The sequence below is a fragment of the Kitasatospora sp. NPDC089509 genome (genome assembly GCF_044749365.1).
In the GTDB taxonomy this organism is placed as follows: Bacteria; Actinomycetota; Actinomycetes; order Streptomycetales; family Streptomycetaceae; genus Kitasatospora.
This window is the reverse complement of sequence record NZ_JBIVHS010000010.1, coordinates 78,023-94,153: the sequence shown is the minus strand read 5'-3', so window position 1 is coordinate 94,153 and position 16,131 is coordinate 78,023. Positions and strand designations below refer to the sequence as shown.

General features: G+C 73.3%; 14 protein-coding genes. 13 read left to right on the top strand and 1 reads right to left on the bottom strand.

Annotated elements, in window-relative coordinates; all coding sequences use genetic code 11:
• Positions 1–5: 5 nt before the first annotated feature.
• Positions 6–2,207, bottom strand: a complete 2,202-nt coding sequence (locus ACIP4P_RS21990; protein ID WP_400920856.1) for an ATP-binding protein — start codon at positions 2,205–2,207, stop codon at positions 6–8.
• Positions 2,208–2,428: 221 nt separating this feature from the next.
• Here ACIP4P_RS21990 and ACIP4P_RS21985 point away from each other — a divergent pair, with 221 nt between their 5' ends.
• The 13 genes from ACIP4P_RS21985 to ACIP4P_RS21925 all read left to right on the top strand — a co-directional run bounded on the left by ACIP4P_RS21985 (position 2,429) and on the right by ACIP4P_RS21925 (position 16,117).
• On the top strand, positions 2,429–2,908 hold the full coding sequence (locus tag ACIP4P_RS21985) for a DUF948 domain-containing protein (RefSeq protein ID WP_400920854.1): 480 nt from the start codon (positions 2,429–2,431) through the stop codon (positions 2,906–2,908).
• 4 nt (positions 2,909–2,912) lie between these two features.
• Positions 2,913–3,320, top strand: coding sequence for a DUF6167 family protein (locus tag ACIP4P_RS21980; RefSeq protein WP_400920852.1), 408 nt, complete (start codon positions 2,913–2,915; stop codon positions 3,318–3,320).
• Complete coding sequence (alaS, locus tag ACIP4P_RS21975) at positions 3,320–5,989, top strand: alanine--tRNA ligase (RefSeq protein WP_400920850.1); 2,670 nt, start codon at positions 3,320–3,322, stop codon at positions 5,987–5,989. Before ACIP4P_RS21980 ends, alaS begins: the two co-directional genes overlap by 1 nt.
• Positions 5,989–6,468 (top strand): Holliday junction resolvase RuvX, encoded by a 480-nt coding sequence (gene ruvX / locus ACIP4P_RS21970; protein WP_350512889.1) that lies wholly within the window; start codon positions 5,989–5,991, stop codon positions 6,466–6,468. The genes alaS and ruvX overlap by 1 nt, the downstream gene beginning before the upstream one ends.
• 167 nt (positions 6,469–6,635) lie before the next feature.
• On the top strand, positions 6,636–7,877 hold the full coding sequence (mltG, locus tag ACIP4P_RS21965; protein ID WP_350512888.1) for an endolytic transglycosylase MltG: 1,242 nt from the start codon (positions 6,636–6,638) through the stop codon (positions 7,875–7,877).
• A 188-nt stretch (positions 7,878–8,065) separates the two neighbouring features.
• Entirely contained in the window at positions 8,066–9,982 is a 1,917-nt protein-coding gene (mltG, locus tag ACIP4P_RS21960) for an endolytic transglycosylase MltG (protein ID WP_400920847.1), read from the top strand.
• Between the two features lie 31 nt (positions 9,983–10,013).
• Positions 10,014–10,844 (top strand): shikimate dehydrogenase, encoded by an 831-nt coding sequence (locus tag ACIP4P_RS21955; RefSeq protein WP_400920845.1) that lies wholly within the window; start codon positions 10,014–10,016, stop codon positions 10,842–10,844.
• Between the two features lie 164 nt (positions 10,845–11,008).
• On the top strand, positions 11,009–12,193 hold the full coding sequence (gene aroC, locus ACIP4P_RS21950; RefSeq protein ID WP_350512885.1) for a chorismate synthase: 1,185 nt from the start codon (positions 11,009–11,011) through the stop codon (positions 12,191–12,193).
• Complete coding sequence (locus ACIP4P_RS21945) at positions 12,190–12,711, top strand: shikimate kinase (RefSeq protein WP_350512884.1); 522 nt, start codon at positions 12,190–12,192, stop codon at positions 12,709–12,711. Before aroC ends, ACIP4P_RS21945 begins: the two co-directional genes overlap by 4 nt.
• Complete coding sequence (gene aroB / locus ACIP4P_RS21940; protein WP_350512883.1) at positions 12,704–13,795, top strand: 3-dehydroquinate synthase; 1,092 nt, start codon at positions 12,704–12,706, stop codon at positions 13,793–13,795. The genes ACIP4P_RS21945 and aroB overlap by 8 nt, the downstream gene beginning before the upstream one ends.
• Before the next feature lie 8 nt (positions 13,796–13,803).
• Positions 13,804–14,232, top strand: coding sequence for a type II 3-dehydroquinate dehydratase (gene aroQ / locus ACIP4P_RS21935; RefSeq protein ID WP_350513009.1), 429 nt, complete (start codon positions 13,804–13,806; stop codon positions 14,230–14,232).
• Positions 14,233–14,316: 84 nt separating this feature from the next.
• Positions 14,317–15,231: an AAA family ATPase gene (locus ACIP4P_RS21930; RefSeq protein WP_400920842.1), complete on the top strand. Its 915-nt coding sequence runs from the start codon at positions 14,317–14,319 to the stop codon at positions 15,229–15,231.
• 76 nt (positions 15,232–15,307) lie between these two features.
• Positions 15,308–16,117 carry an Fpg/Nei family DNA glycosylase gene (locus tag ACIP4P_RS21925; protein WP_400920840.1) on the top strand — a complete coding sequence of 270 codons (810 nt, stop codon included), beginning with the start codon at positions 15,308–15,310 and terminating at the stop codon, positions 16,115–16,117.
• Positions 16,118–16,131: the final 14 nt, after the last annotated feature.

The following is a 16,131-nucleotide window of genomic DNA, read 5'->3' as shown; positions in this document are numbered from 1 at the left end:
AAGCTTCAGCTATTCCGGACCGGCGCGGGCGTCGGTGAGGGCGGCACCGGACCGGGTCCGGGGCCCGGACCCGGGCCGTCCGGGGAGCCGCCGCCGAGCGCCCGGGAGACGGCCGCGTCCAGGTCCAGCCGGGTGCCGACCCGGTAGCAGTCGTCGTACTGCTGCTCGGTCAGCCCGGCCCGGGCCCGCTCGGCGCACTCCTGGTGCGGGCCGAAGAAGGACCGGGAGCCCAGGAAGGGGTTGCCGACCGCGCGCCAGATCCGGTGCGCGGCGCCCTGCAGCACCCGGGCCTCGCACAGGTTGCCGGGCCCGCCCAGGCCGTCCGGCTCGGTCTCCAGCAGCGCCAGCAGGTCGATCCCCAGCACGATGCCCAGCAGGTCGTGGAAGTGGTGGTTCAGCCGGACGCACTCGCGGGCCAGGGCCCGGGCCGGCTCGACCGCGCCGTCCAGGTAGTGCGAGTACGCCATCGCGTACAGCACGTAGGCGTACGCCCACTGCTCGCCGTGCTCCTCGCAGACCGTGCGGGCCTGGCCGAACCAGAGCTCGCCGCTGTCCGGGTCGCCCTGGAACAGGTAGGCGAGGCCGAGCTCGAACATGGCCATCACCACGTTGCTGTTGAGCTCGCCGATGGTCCGGTAGTGCCAGAGCGCCTCCTCGAACAGCTCGGCGGCGCGCTCCGGTTCGTCGCCGATCAGGGCGGCGCAGCCCTGGCGGTGGACGGCGTAGGCGAGCGCCCGGTCGTCGCCGGTGTCCAGGGCCTGGCGGCGGCACTCCTCCAGCGCGGGCCGGGCCGCGTCGAGGTCGCCCTGGAGGGTGGCCATGTAGCCGGTCACCCACAGGGCCTTGGCCCGGGCCTCGGTCGGTTCGCGGTCCAGGGCGAGCGCCCGGTCCAGCCAGTGCCGGCCCTCGCCGAGGTGGCCGCAGCCGACCCAGTAGAACCAGAGGGTGCCGGCCAGCAGCAGGGCGATCTGCTCCTCGCCGGGCTCGGCCAGGCAGAACTCCAGCGCGGCGCGCAGGTTGGTGTGGGCCAGCCGGGTGCGTTCGGCGGTCTCGGCCTGCCGGGGGCCGAACCACTCGACCTCGCCCCAGGTGGCGACGCCCAGGTACCAGTCCCGGTGGCGGCGCAGCAGCCGCTGCTCCTCGCCGGCGGCGCGCAGCCAGTGGCCGCCGTACTCGCGCAGGGTGTCCAGCAGCCGGAAGCGGACGCCGAAGGGGCTGTCCTCGCGCAGCGCCACGGACTTGGCGACGAGTTCGTCCAGCAGGTCGAGCACGTCCTCGGGCTCGATGCCGTCGCCGCCGCAGACGTACTCGGCGGCCTCCAGGTCGAAACTGCCGACGAAGACCGACAGGCGGGCCCAGAGTAAACGTTCCTGCACTGTGCACAGCTCATGGCTCCAGCCGATCGTCGTGCGCAGCGTCTGGTGCCTCGGCAGGGCCGTCCGGGAGCCGCCGGTGAGCAGCCGGAAGCGGTCGTCCAGCCGGGCGGTGATCTGCTCCACCGACAGCGCCCGCAGCCGCCCGGCGGCCAGCTCCACGGCCAGCGGGATGCCGTCCAGCCGACGGCAGAGCAGGCCGACCGCCTCCGCGTTCGCCTCGGTCACCGCGAAGGACGGCAGGACCGCCCGGGCCCGGTCGGCGAACAGCCGCACCGCGTCCGGCAGCACCTCCGGGCCCACCCGCTGCTGCGGCAGCGGGGCCAGCGTCAGCAGGTGCTCGCCCGAGGCCCGCAGCGCGGCGCGGCTGGTGGCCAGCACCCGCAGGCCGGGCAGGGCGCGCAGCAGCGCGTCGGCCAGTTCGGCGCAGGCCTCCACCAGGTGCTCGCAGCCGTCCAGCACCAGCAGCAGCCGCCGCCCCGCCAGGTGCTCGCCCAGCACGTCCAACGGCGGCCGGGCGGTGCCGTCGGTCAGCCGCAGGGCCTCCAGGACGGCGTGGCCGAGCAGCAGCGGGTCCTGCACCGGGGCGACGTCCACCAGCCAGGCGCCGTCCGGGAAGGCCCCGGCCGCCCGGGCCGCCGCCCGCACCGCCAGCCGACTCTTGCCCACCCCGCCGGGCCCGGTCACCGTCACCAGCCGGGCGCCGGCCAGCAGACCCGCCAGCTCGGCCAGCTCCTGCCGCCGTCCGACGAAGCCGGTCACCTCGGCCGGCAGCCGCCCCGGCTCCGGCCCGCGCGGCCACGCCGCGGGCTCTGCTCTCCACTCGCCGGCCACGCGCTGCTCCCCGTCGTTCCTGGCCCGGACCGCAGCGATCCGGGACCTGCGTCGGGCCGTACGGGCGACGGCCCGCCTGGCAGAACGAGGTGACCGGCCGGTAGGTTACGCGCGCGGTTCGCACACCCGGACGAGGTCACCGGCGGGATCCCGGTCCGGAAACCGGGCGTCGGCGCGATAGGGTTCCGTCTGGAGAGCGACAAGGCGAGGGAGCGCGCAAGGTGTCCGTGGGAGAGCTGGCCGGATTGCTCGTCGCCGTGTTCTGGGCGGTCCTGGTCACCCTGCTCGCCGTCGTGCTGGTCCGCCTCTCCAAGGTGCTGAAGGAGGCCACCGTCCTGGTCGCCGCGGTCACCGAGCAGGCCGTCCCCCTGCTGTCCGACGCGGGCGCCGCCGTGCGCAGCGCCAACGAGCAGCTGGACCGGGTGGACGAGATCACCGCCAACGTCCAGGACGCCGCCGCCAACGCCAAGGCGCTCTCCTCCACCGCGGCCGCCACCCTGGGCGGACCGCTGATGAAGGTCGCGGCCTTCAGCTACGGCGTCCGCAAGGCCGTCGCCAAGCAGCAGGGCGCGCTGCCCACCGGGCCGCTGCCGGCCGGCGAGCGCGAGGAGCTGGCCCGGCTGATCCGGGCCGAGGTGCGCGCCGCGACCGCGCCCAGGAACGGCTTCCTCTCCCGGGTCCGGCGCGCGGTGAGGAGCTGACGGCATGGCACGGATCTTCTGGATGGCGGTCGGCGCCGGCGCCGCCGTGTGGGCCATGAACAAGGCCAACGACGCGGTGCAGCGGCTCACCCCGGACAGCCTCTCCGGCACCGCCGCGCGCGGTGCGCTGCACCTGGGCGACCTGGCCAAGCAGTTCGCCCAGGACGTGCGCTCCGGCATGGCCGAGCGCGAGGAGCAGCTGAAGGACGACCTCGGGCTGCACGGCACCGCGGTGGTCGAGCCCAGGAGCACCCGCCGCGTCCTGCGTGGAGAGCCGCAGTACCGAGCTATCTCGGCGGCGCCCGGTCGCCCGGCCGCCGCCCTGCCTCCCGCCCGCACCACCTCCCAGACCATTGAAGAAACGCCCCGCCGAGCCCTGCCGCGGGGCGGAACGAACCGGAAGGACCACTAATGGAGTCGGCTGAGATCCGCCGCCGCTGGCTGCGCTTCTTCGAGGAGCGCGGCCACACCGTCGTTCCGTCGGCGTCCCTGGTCGCCGACGACCCCACCCTGCTGCTCATCAACGCCGGCATGGTGCCCTTCAAGCCCTACTTCCTGGGCGAGGTCAAGCCGCAGTTCTCGCGCGCCACCAGCGTCCAGAAGTGCGTGCGCACCCTGGACATCGAGGAGGTCGGGAAGACCACCCGGCACGGCTCCTTCTTCCAGATGTGCGGCAACTTCTCCTTCGGCGACTACTTCAAGGAAGGCGCCATCAAGTTCGCGTGGGAGCTGCTCACCAGCTCCGTCGCGGACGGCGGCTACGGCCTGGAGCCGGAGAAGCTCTGGATCACCGTCTACAAGGACGACGACGAGGCCGAGCAGATCTGGCGCGACGTCATCGGCGTGCCCGCCGAGCGCATCCAGCGCCTCGGCATGAAGGACAACTTCTGGTCGATGGGCGTGCCCGGCCCGTGCGGCCCGTGCTCGGAGATCAACTACGACCGCGGTCCCGCGTACGGCGAGGAGGGCGGCCCGGCGGTCAACGGCGAGCGCTACCTGGAGATCTGGAACCTGGTCTTCATGCAGTACGAGCGCGGCCACGGCGACGGCAAGGACGGCTTCGAGATCCTCGGCGACCTGCCGAGCAAGAACATCGACACCGGTCTGGGCCTGGAGCGCCTCGCCGCCATCCTCCAGGGCGTCGACAACCTCTTCGAGATCGACACCAGCCGGATGATCCTCGACCGCGCCGCCGAGCTCACCGGCCACACCTACGGCGCCGACCACAAGTCGGACGTCTCGCTGCGCGTGGTCACCGACCACATCCGCACCGCGCTGATGCTGGTCGGCGACGGCGTCACCCCCGGCAACGAGGGCCGCGGCTACGTGCTGCGCCGCATCCTGCGCCGCGCCATCCGCAACATGCGGCTGCTGGGCGCCACCGGGCAGGTCGCCAAGGAGCTCACCGACATCGCGATCAAGGCGATGGCCCCGCAGTACCCGGAGCTGGAGAGCGACCGCAAGCGCATCGAGACGGTCGTGGTCGCCGAGGAGGCGGCCTTCCTGCAGACCCTGAAGGCCGGCACCAGCCTGCTGGACGCCGCGGTCACCGAGACCAAGCAGTCCGGTGGCGCGGTGCTCTCCGGCGACCAGGCGTTCAAGCTGCACGACACCTACGGCTTCCCGATCGACCTCACCCTGGAGATGGCCGAGGAGCAGGGCCTCCAGGTGGACGAGGCCGGCTTCCGCCGCCTGATGCAGGAGCAGCGGGACCGCGCCAAGGCGGACGCCAGGGCCAAGAAGATGGGCCACGCCGACGTCGCCGCGTACCGCGAGGTCGCCGACAAGTCCGGCGCGAGCGTCTTCACCGGCTACAGCCTGACCGAGGGCGAGGCCACCGTGGTCGGCCTGCTGGTGGACGGCGTTCCGGCGCCGGCCGCCTCCGAGGGCGACGAGGTCGAGCTGATCCTCGACCGCACCCCGTTCTACGCCGAGGGCGGCGGCCAGCTCGCCGACCACGGCCGGATCCGGCTGGAGTCCGGTGCGGTCGTCGAGATCCGCGACGTGCAGCAGCCCGTCCCGGGCGTCATCGTGCACTCGGGCGGCGTGCTGTTCGGCGAGGTCGTGCTCGGCGCCTCGGCGTACGCCACGATCGACACCGACCGCCGCCGGGCGATCGCCCGCGCCCACTCGGCCACCCACCTGACCCACCAGGCGCTGCGCGACGCGCTCGGCCCGACGGCCGCCCAGGCCGGCTCCGAGAACGCCCCGGGTCGCTTCCGCTTCGACTTCGGCTCGCCCGCCGCCGTTCCGGGCAGCGTGCTGGTCGACGTCGAGCAGAAGATCAACGACGTGCTGGGCCGCGAGCTGGAGGTCACCGCCGAGGTCATGACGATGGACCAGGCCCGCAAGGCCGGCGCCATCGCGATGTTCGGCGAGAAGTACGGCGACGAGGTGCGGGTCGTCTCCATCGGCGACTTCTCCAAGGAGCTGTGCGGTGGCACCCACGTCGGCAACACCGCCCAGCTGGGCCTGGTGAAGCTGCTCGGCGAGGCCTCGATCGGCTCGGGCGTGCGTCGCGTGGAGGCGCTGGTCGGCGTCGACGCGTACAAGTTCCTGGCCCGCGAGCACACCGTGGTGGCCCAGCTGACCGAGCTGGTCAAGGGCCGTCCGGAGGAGCTGCCGGAGAAGATCTCGGGCATGCTCGGCAAGCTCAAGGACGCCGAGAAGGAGATCGAGCGGTTCCGCGCCGAGAAGGTGCTGGCCGCCGCGGCGGGCCTGGCCGACTCGGCCGAGGACGTGCACGGCATCGCCGTGGTCGCCGCCCAGGTCGCCGACGGCGTGGGCGCGGACGAGCTGCGCAAGCTGGTCCTGGACGTGCGGGCCCGCCTCGGCGCCCGTCCGGCCGTGGTCGCCGCGTTCACCGTGGCCAACGACCGCCCGCTGACCGTGATCGCCACCAACGAGGACGCCCGCGGCCGCGGCATCAAGGCCGGCGAGCTGGTCCGCACCGCGGCCAAGACCCTCGGCGGCGGCGGTGGCGGCAAGGACGACGTCGCCCAGGGCGGCGGCTCCAACCCGGCCGCGGTCGGAGAGGCCATCGCCGCGGTGCGCGGCCTGGTCGCGGAGCGCGCCAGCTGATGGAGCATGAGGAGAGGCCCTTCAGGCGTGGACGGCGGATCGCCGTCGACGTCGGTGACGCCCGGATCGGGGTCGCGTCCTGCGACCCCGACGGGGTGCTCGCCACGCCGGTGGAGACCGTCCCGGCCGGGGTGAAGTCGCAGGCCAGGCTCGCCGCGATCGTCGAGGAGTACGACGCGATCGAGGTGGTCGTCGGGCTGCCGCGCTCGCTCAGCGGCAAGGAGGGCCCGGCGGCGGAGAAGGTCCGGGCCTACGCGGTGCGGCTGGCCAACCGGCTCTACCCGGTGCCGGTGCGGCTGGTGGACGAGCGGATGACGACCGTCACCGCGACCCACGGGCTGCGTGCCTCGGGCGTCAAGGCGAAGAAGGGCCGCTCGGTGGTCGACCAGGCCGCCGCGGTGGTGATCCTCCAGACCGCCCTTGAGTCCGAACGGGTGAGCGGACGCCCGCCCGGTGAGAGCGTCGAGGCGGTCGGCTGATCGGCCTGATCTAACGTCCCGGAAGGGGTCCGTGCGGACGCGTCCGCACGGACCCCTTTCTCGTTCGTCCCGGGTCCGTTTCGGACCGTTCCGGAGTGCTCCGGACCGGTTCGGGCCGGTCCCGGACGATCCGCAGCGATCCGGGACCGCCGAGGGGGCCGCGCGCCATGACCGACCAGGACTTCCACCCGGGGCTCACGCCGGGGCACCTGGGTGCGCCGGTACTGGAGCCGGAGGGCCGCCCTCCGGGTGCGCCCCGGCCGCACTCCGATGCACCGGATCCGCACCGACGGCGTAACGGACTGGCCTGTGCGCTCACCGCACTCTCGCTGATCGCGGTCTTCGGCGGGATCGGGCTCACCGGCTACACCTGGTTCCAGCAGCAGCGCAAACCTCCGGCCGCCGCCGACTACAACGGGCAGGGCAACGGCAGCGTCCAGGTCTCGGTGCCGGAGGGCGCGGGCCTGTCCCAGATCGCCTCGGCGCTGGTCCGCAACGGGGTGGTGGCCAGCTCGCTCGCCTTCACCCGGGCGGCGAAGGGCAGCGCGGCCGCCGCCGGGCGGATCCAGCCCGGGACGTACACGCTGAAGCTGAAGATGTCGGCCGCCGCCGCGCTGGCCGTCCTGGTCGACCCGGCCAACGCCAACGGTCTGACCATCCCCGAGGGGTGGCGCGGCTACCAGATCTTCACCGCGATCGACAAGAAGCTGAACCTGCCGGCCGGCACCACCCAGAAGACCGCCCAGGACCAGGCCGCCGAACTCGGGCTGCCGGACTTCGCCAACGGCAGCCCGGAGGGCTACCTCTTCCCCGCGCGGTACGCCATCACCGACGGGACCACCGCGCTGGACCTGCTCAAGCAGATGGTCGAGCGGGCGGGCAAGGAGTTCAGCCGGGACGACGCCAACGTGGTCGCGCAGAACCTCGGGCAGAGCCTGTACGGGCTGGTCACCGTGGCCAGCATGGTCCAGGGCGAGGCCGACAACAACGAGGACATGGGCAAGGTGGCCCGGGTCATCTACAACCGGCTGGCCAAGGGGATGCCGCTGCAGCTGGACTCCACCATCAACTACGCGCTCGGCCGCTCGACCCTGAACACCACGGTCACCGACACCAAGCTGGACTCCCCGTACAACACCTACCTGCACCCGGGGCTGCCGCCGTCGCCGATCTCCAACCCCGGACGGCAGGCGATCATGGCCGCGCTGGACCCGACGCCGGGCGACTGGGTCTACTTCGTGACCGTGAAGCCCGGGGACACCCGGTTCACCGACAGCTTCGACGTGCAGCAGCGCAACGTGGCGGAGTTCAACGCCGTCCGGGCGGCCAAGCCGAGCGACGCGGCGTCCGGATCGGCCCCCGCCACGCCCTCGGCGGCGGCTCCGACCGCGGCCGGAACGGCGCCGTGACGGCCCCGTGTGCTGAGCGTGAGGTCGCTCACTGACCGTGCGTCCGCCCGGGCGGGGGTACGACTGCGGTACGGTAACGTCTCCTCCCAGGCGCTGCGCTAGCACGCCGGTTCGAGAATCAGCCGGGACCGCGTCGTCCCGGACGGCCGGTCCGATCCTCCGGTCGTCACCGTCGGTTAAGGGGATCAATGACCGATCTGGGTCGGGGCTACGGCCCCCAGGGCGAGCCGTGGCACCCCGGTGATCCCGGGTACGGCGGCCAGCAGCCGGTCCCCGGCCAGCAGGACGGCCAGTGGCAGCAGCAGTACTCGCAGCAGCAGGGCCAGCAGGGGCAGCAGCCCTACGGCGACGTGCAGCAGGCCCACCTCCAGCAGATGGGGGGCGCGCAGCAGCAGATGCCGCAGGGCATGCAGCCCGGCATGGCCCAGGGCATGCAGCAGGGATACCCGGAGGGGTACCAGCAGCAGGGCATGCCCCAGCAGGGTTTCGAGCAGGGCTACCAGCAGCAGCAGATGCCGCAGCAGGGTTTCGAGCAGGGGTATCCGCAACAGCAGGGGATGCCCCAGCAGGGCTACCACCAGCAGCAGATGCCGATGCAGCAGGGCATGCCCCAGCAGGGGATGCCGCACCAGGGCATGCCCCAGCAGGGGTATCCGCAGCAGCAGTTGCCGCAGCAGGGCATGCCTCAGCAGCAGATGCCGCAGCAGGTCCAGCAACCCCTTCCGCAGCAGGCGGCTCCGCAGGCTCCGCACCCCCAGGCGCCCGCGCCCGCCGGTCCCGGCCCGGACGGGATCGACTGGGAGGCCGAGGCCGCCGCACTGGAGTCCGGCGTCGACCCGGTCGGCGGGGCGCCCGAGCCCGAGGCCGAGGAGTGGGACGGTCAGCACGACGGCCTCCACGAGGACGGGCCGCACGGCGAGGACGGCTACCTCGACGAGCACGCCGAGGTGGAGGCCGTCGGCTTCCTCGGCGAGCAGGACGACTCCCGCGAGGCGAAGAAGAAGCGCAAGGAGAGCGGCAAGAAGGCGGGCCGCCGCAACGGCGGCGCCTGTCTGGTGGTCGCGGTGGTGCTGCTCGGCCTGCTCGGCGGCGCGGGCTGGTGGGGCTACGGCTTCTGGAAGTCCCACTTCGGCCCGCCGCCGGACTTCACCGGCGAGGGCACCGGCTCCGTCCAGATCGAGGTCAAGCAGGGCGCGGTCGGCGGGCAGATCGGTCTCGCGCTGAAGACCGCCGGTGTGGTGAAGAGCGTCGACGCCTTCACCAAGGCCTGTGACGCCGAGCCCAAGTGCAACACCATCCAGTACGGCTTCTACACCCTGAAGAAGGAGATGTCGGCGGCGGCCGCGGTCAAGGAGCTCCTGGACCAGGCGGGCGGCGCGGCGATCGTGGTCCCGGAGGGCAAGAACTCCTCCGAGATCTACACCATGATCGACGGCAAGCTGAAGCTGCAGAAGGGCACCACGGCGGGCGTCGCCAAGGACCAGCTCAACAACCTCGGCCTGCCGGCGTACGCGAACGGCAACATCGAGGGCTTCCTCTGGCCGACCCGCTACAACATCGCCGACGGCATGAAGCCCGAGGACCTGCTCAAGGCGATGGTGAAGAACGCCACCGACAAGTACGCGAACCTGGACGGCCAGGCCGCCTCGGTGGGGCTGAAGAACGGCTACGAGGTGCTCATCGAGGCGAGCATCCTGCAGCGCGAGGGCAACAACCCCGCGGACTTCGCCAAGATGGCCAAGACCATCCAGAACCGCCTGGCCAACGAGCCGGAGACGCACCACCGCCTCGGCATGGACACCACGCTGCAGTACTCGCTGGGCCGCAAGGACCTCAACAAGAAGGACATGGACGACGCGTCCAACAAGTACAACACCTACCTGAACCCGGGCCTGCCGCCCGGTCCGATCTCCAACCCGGGCGACGACGCGATCAACGCGGTGCTGCACCCGGCGGACGGCAAGTGGCTGTACTTCATCGCGATGTCCCCGACCGAGACGCGGTTCGCCGAGACCAGCAAGGAGCACTACGCCAACGTCAAGGAGTACTGCACCAACGCCGGGCAGGGCTTCGACGAGGCGCGTGGCCACTGCACCACCAAGTAGCCGCGGGCAATCCGCTGACGGAGAGACAGAGTTGACCAGCAAGCACCGGGCGGCCGTCCTCGGCTCGCCGATCGCCCACTCGCTCTCGCCGGACCTGCACCGGGCCGCCTTCGCGGCGCTCGGGCTGGACGGCTGGCGCTACGACCGCTTCGAGGTCGAGGAGGCCGGCCTGCCCGGCTTCCTCGCCGGGCTGGCCGAGGCCGAGTGGGCGGGGCTGTCGCTGACCATGCCGCTGAAGCGGGCGGTCATCCCGCTGCTGGACGAGGTCAGCGCGGCGGCCCGCGCGGTGGACGCGGTGAACACCGTGGTGTTCACCGCCGACGGCCGCCGCACCGGGGACAACACCGACGTCCCCGGGCTGGTCAACGCGCTGCGCGAGCGCGGCATCACCGAGGTGTCGGCCGCCGCCGTGCTGGGCGCGGGGGCCACCGCCTCCTCGGCGCTGGCCGCGCTCGCCCAGATCTGCACCGGTGAGGTGACCGTTTACGTGCGCAGCGCCGGGCGGGCCCGGGAGATGGCCGAGCTGGGCGAGCGGCTCGGCGTCGCGGTGCGGACCGCGGACTGGGAGCGCGGCGCCGAGGCGCTGGAGCGGCCGCTGACCGTCTCCACCACACCGGTCGGTGCGACCGACGCCTTCGCCGGGGCGCTGCCCGCGGTGCCGGGGGCGCTGTTCGACGTGCTGTACCACCCGTGGCCGACGGCGCTGGCCGCCGCCTGCGCCGAGCGCGGCGCGACCGTCCTCGGCGGCCTGGACCTGCTGGTCCACCAGGCGGTGCTGCAGAGCGAGGCCTTCACCGGGTGCACCCCCGGTCCGCTGGCGGCGATGCGCGTGGCGGGGGAGCGGGCGCTGGCCGGGCGCTGAGCCCGTCCGTCCCCCGGCCTGGGCGTTTCACCGACCGACCGGTTGCCGTCCGTCACGCGGACTCTGCCACCGGGTGCCTCCGGGTCATGAAAGGATTCGGACAGAAGGCACGCTCGGGCGGGCCGCGGCGGTGCCGTGGTCGGCCCGCTGATGAAGGAGCTTCGTTGGGTACGTTGCGCTGGCTGACGGCGGGGGAGTCGCACGGCCCCGCACTCGTCGCGACTCTGGAAGGCCTGCCCGCCGGTGTCCCGGTCACCACCGCGGTGGTGGCCGACGCGCTGGCGCGCCGCCGGCTCGGTTACGGCCGCGGGGCGCGGATGAAGTTCGAGCAGGACGAGGTGACCTTCCTCGGCGGCGTCCGGCACGGCCTGACCATGGGCAGCCCGGTCGCGATCATGGTGGGCAACACCGAGTGGCCGAAGTGGGAGCAGGTCATGTCGGCCGACCCGGTCGACCCCGAGGTGCTGGCGGGCCTGGCCCGCAACGAGGCGCTGACCCGCCCCCGGCCCGGCCACGCCGACCTGGCCGGCATGCAGAAGTACTCGATCGACGAGGCTCGCCCGATCCTGGAGCGCGCCAGCGCCCGGGAGACGGCCGCCCGGGTCGCGCTGGGCGCGGTCGCCCGGGCGTACCTGCGCGAGGCGGCCGGGATCGAGATCGTCAGCCACGTGGTCGAGCTGGCCGCCGCCAAGGCGCCGGCCGGCGTGGTGCCGCTGCCCTCGGACGAGGCCCGGCTGGACGCCGACCCGGTGCGCTGCCTGGACGCGGACGCCTCGAAGGCGATGGTCGCCGAGATCGACCAGGCCCACAAGGACGGCGACACCCTCGGTGGCGTGGTCGAGGTGCTGGCCTACGGCGTGCCGGTGGGCCTCGGCTCGCACGTGCACTGGGACCGCCGGCTGGACGCCCGGCTGGCCGCCGCGCTGATGGGCATCCAGGCGATCAAGGGCGTCGAGGTCGGCGACGGCTTCGAGCTGGCCCGGGTGCCGGGCTCGAAGGCGCACGACGAGATCGTCCCGACCCCCGAGGGCGTCAAGCGCACCTCCGGCCGCTCCGGCGGCACCGAGGGCGGCCTGTCCACCGGCGAGGTGCTGCGGGTGCGGGCCGCGATGAAGCCGATCGCCACCGTGCCGCGGGCGCTGCAGACCCTGGACGTGCGCACCGGTGAGCCCGCCAAGGCGCACCACCAGCGTTCGGACGTCTGCGCGGTGCCGGCCGCCGGCATCGTCGCCGAGGCGATGGTCGCGCTGGTGCTGGCGGACGCGGTGAGCGAGAAGTTCGGTGGCGACAACGTCTCGGAGACCCGGCGCAACGTGCAGGGCTACCTCGACAACCTGATCATCCGATGACCAATCCGGTCGTTGTGCTGGTCGGCCCGCCCGGCAGTGGCAAGTCCACCGTCGGGCGGGCCCTGGCCGAGCGGCTGGGCGTCGGCTTCCGGGACACCGACGCCGACATCGAGGCGCTGGCCGGCAAGCCCATCCCGGAGATCTTCATCGACGAGGGCGAGCCGCACTTCCGCGCGCTGGAGGTCCGCGCCGTGCGCGCGGCCGCCGAGGGACACGACGGAGTACTGGCGCTCGGCGGCGGCGCGGTGATGGCCGAGGCCACCCGCGCGCTGCTGCGCGAGCTGCCGGTGGTCTTCCTGGAGGTCCCGCTGGGCGACGCGGTCAAGCGGGTCGGCCTGGACGCCCCGCGCCCGCTGCTGGCCGTCAATCCGCGGGCCCGCTGGCGCGAGCTGATGGAGGCCCGCCGCCCCCTCTACCTGGAGGTGGCCACCGCCGTCGTCGACACCGCCGACCGCACCCCCGAGCAGGTCGCGGACGCCGTACTGGAAGCACTGGAGCTGAAGACCCCCCATGACTGACACCACCGTCAGGATTCACGTCGGCGGCAGCGCCGGCCACGACCCGTACGACGTGCTGATCGGGCACCAGCTGCTCGGCGAGCTGGCGCCGCTGATCGGCACCCGCGCGAAGCGGGTCGCGATCATCCACCCGGAGGCGCTGGCCGCCACCGCCGACGCCATTCGCGAGGACCTGGCCGGCGAGGGGTACGAGGCGATCGGGCTGCAGGTGCCGAACGCCGAGGAGGCGAAGAGCGCCGAGGTCGCCGCCTACTGCTGGTCGGTGCTCGGGCAGACCGGGTTCACCCGCAGTGACGTCGTGGTCGGTCTCGGCGGCGGTGCCACCACCGACCTGGCCGGCTTCGTCGCGGCCACCTGGCTGCGCGGGGTGCGCTGGATCTCGATGCCCACCACGCTGCTCGGCATGGTCGACGCAGCCGTCGGCGGCAAGACCGGCATCAACATCGCCGAGGGCAAGAACATGGTCGGCGCCTTCCACCCGCCGGTGGGCGTGCTGGCCGACCTCGGCACCCTGGAGACCGTGCCCAGGCACGACTACGTCTCCGGCCTCGCCGAGGTCATCAAGTGCGGCTTCATCGCCGACCCGGCCATCCTCGACCTGATCGAGGCCGACCCGGAGGGCGCGAAGACCCCGGCCGGCCCGCACACCGTCGAGCTGATCCGCCGGGCCATCCAGGTCAAGGCCGACGTGGTCTCCGGGGACCTCAAGGAGTCCGGCCGCCGGGAGATCCTCAACTACGGCCACACCCTGGGCCACGCCATCGAGCGCAATGAGCGCTACAAGTGGCGGCACGGCGCGGCGATCTCCATCGGCATGGTGTTCGCCGCCGAACTCGGCCGCCTGGCGGGCCGGTTGGACGACGAGACGGCCGACCGGCACCGCACCGTGCTGGCCTCGGTGGGCCTGCCGCTGAGCTACCGGGCGGACGCCTGGCCGAAGCTGCTGGACGCGATGAAGATCGACAAGAAGTCGCGCGGCGACCTGATCCGCTTCATCGTCCTGGACGGCCTCGGCAAGACCTCCGTGCTGGAGGGCCCCGACCCGTCCCTGCTGGTCGCCGCGTACGCGGAGGTCTCGGCGTGACCCGGGTGATGGTGCTCAACGGCCCCAACCTCGGTCGGCTGGGCAGCCGGGAGCCGGACGTCTACGGCGCCACCTCGTACACCGGGCTGGTCGAGCGCTGCACCGCGCTGGGCGCGGAGTTCGGCTTCGAGGTCGAGGTGCACGAGACCAACTCCGAGCAGCAGATGGTGGAGTGGCTGCACGAGGCGGCCGACGGGAAGGTGCCCGTGGTGATCAACCCGGGCGCGTTCACCCACTACTCGTACGCGATGCGGGACGCCGCGGCGCAGCGCACCGCGCCGCTGATCGAGGTGCACATCTCCAACCCGTACGCGCGGGAGACCTTCCGGCACACCTCGGTGATCGCGGCGGTGGCCTCGGGCACCATCGCGGGCTTCGGGATCGGGTCGTACGAGCTGGCGCTGCGGGCGCTGGCGGAGCAGCTCGCCGCGCGCTGACTGCTGGTCAGTGGCCCGGCGGCGGACTGTGCCCGCCGCCGGGCGGCCGTGTAGTGTCCCCGCTGAGAGGTGTCGGGAGGTGTCGTGACGCAGTACGACGGAGGCGGGCAGGTCCCGCCGCGTCCCGCCGCTCCGCCGGTGCCGCCGGGGGGCGGTGCGGGGGTGGCTCCGTCGGGGGCTCCGGTTCCGCCGTCCGCCCCGCCCGCTCCTTCGGCCCCGCCGGCCGCTCCGTCCCCGGTCCGTACGTCGGTTCCGGGCGCGGCTCCCGGCCCGGTTCCGGTCACCGCCACCGCCCCGCCGTCGGCGCCCGCGCCCGTCGCCGCTCCGGTGCCCGTACCCGCGCCGGTCGCGCCCGTGCCGGCCGGGGGCACCGGGCACTTCGTGCTGCCCGCCGGCACCCCCGTCCAGCTCCCCGCCCACCCGTCGCAGCGGCACGCGCCCGCCGGTCCGATCGCCGTGCTGCTGATCGGCCCGGCCGGGGCGGGCAAGACCACCGTGGCCCGCCACTGGGCCGAGCGCCGGGGCACCCCGACCGCGCACATCAGCCTGGACGACGTCCGCGAGTGGGTGCAGTCCGGCTTCGCCAACCCGCAGTCCGGCTGGAACAACGCCTCCGAGGCCCAGTACCGGCTGGCCCGGCGCACCTGCGGCTTCGCCTGCCGCAACTACCTGGCCAACGGCATCTCCTGCATCATCGACGACGCCGTCTTCCCGGACCGCCCGGCGATCGGCCTCGGCGGCTGGAAGCGGCACATCGGCCCCGGGATGATCCCGGTCGTGCTGCTGCCCAGCCTGGACTCGGTGCTGCGCCGCAACGCCCGCCGCAGCGGGACCCGCCGGCTCGGCGACGAGGAGGTGGCCCGCATCCACGGGCGGATGGCGGGCTGGTACAACTCCGGGCTGCCGATCATCGACAACTCCTACCTGGACGTCGCCGGTACGGCCGCCGAGCTGGACCGGGTCATCCTGGCCCGGCTGATGGGCATGCCGGTCCGCTGAACCGCCGGCCGGGTGTGTCGGCGGCGGCTGCGATGATGGAGCGGTCCCGCCAGAACCACCCGGGGAGCTGACGCCCGTGCCGGAAGGCCACATCATCCACCGCCTTGCCGGCCAGAACCGGACGGCCTTCGGCGGCCGCCCGGTGCGGGTCTCCAGCCCGCAGGGCCGCTTCGCCGACGAGGCCAAGGCGATCGACGGGCAGCTGCTCACCGGCGCCGAGGCCTTCGGCAAGCACCTCTTCCTCGGCTTCGAGGAGGGCGGCTGGGTGCACGTCCACCTCGGCCTCTACGGCGGCTTCACCTTCGGCACCGGCCCGGCGCCCGAGCCGGTCGGCCTGATCCGGCTGCGGCTGGCCAACGACGAGGGCTACGCCGACCTGCGCGGTCCCAACACCTGCGCGCTGGTCACCGACGCCGAGAAGGCCGCCGTCGCCGCCCGCCTCGGCCCCGACCCGCTGCGTGCCGACGCCGACCCGGAGGCCGCCTGGCGCCGGATATCGGGCAGCCGCACGACCGTCGCCGCGCTGCTGATGGACCAGAAGGTGCTGGCCGGGGTCGGCAACGTCTACCGCGCCGAGGTGCTGTTCCGCCACCACGTCGACCCGCACCGGGCCGGCCGCGACCTCACCCGCCGGGAGTGGGACGCGATCTGGGCCGACCTGGTCGCCCTGATGAACGAGGGCGCCGCCGTCGGCCGGATCGACACCGTCCGCCCCGAGCACACCCCCGAGGCGATGGGCCGCCCGCCCCGGGTGGACGACCACGGTGGCGAGGTGTACGTCTACCGCCGCGCCGCGATGCCCTGCCTGGTCTGCGGCACGGAGGTGCGGACGGAGGAGCACGCGGCGCGCAACCTGTTCTGGTGTCCGACCTGCCAGGCGGCCTGAGCCGGATTCAGCCC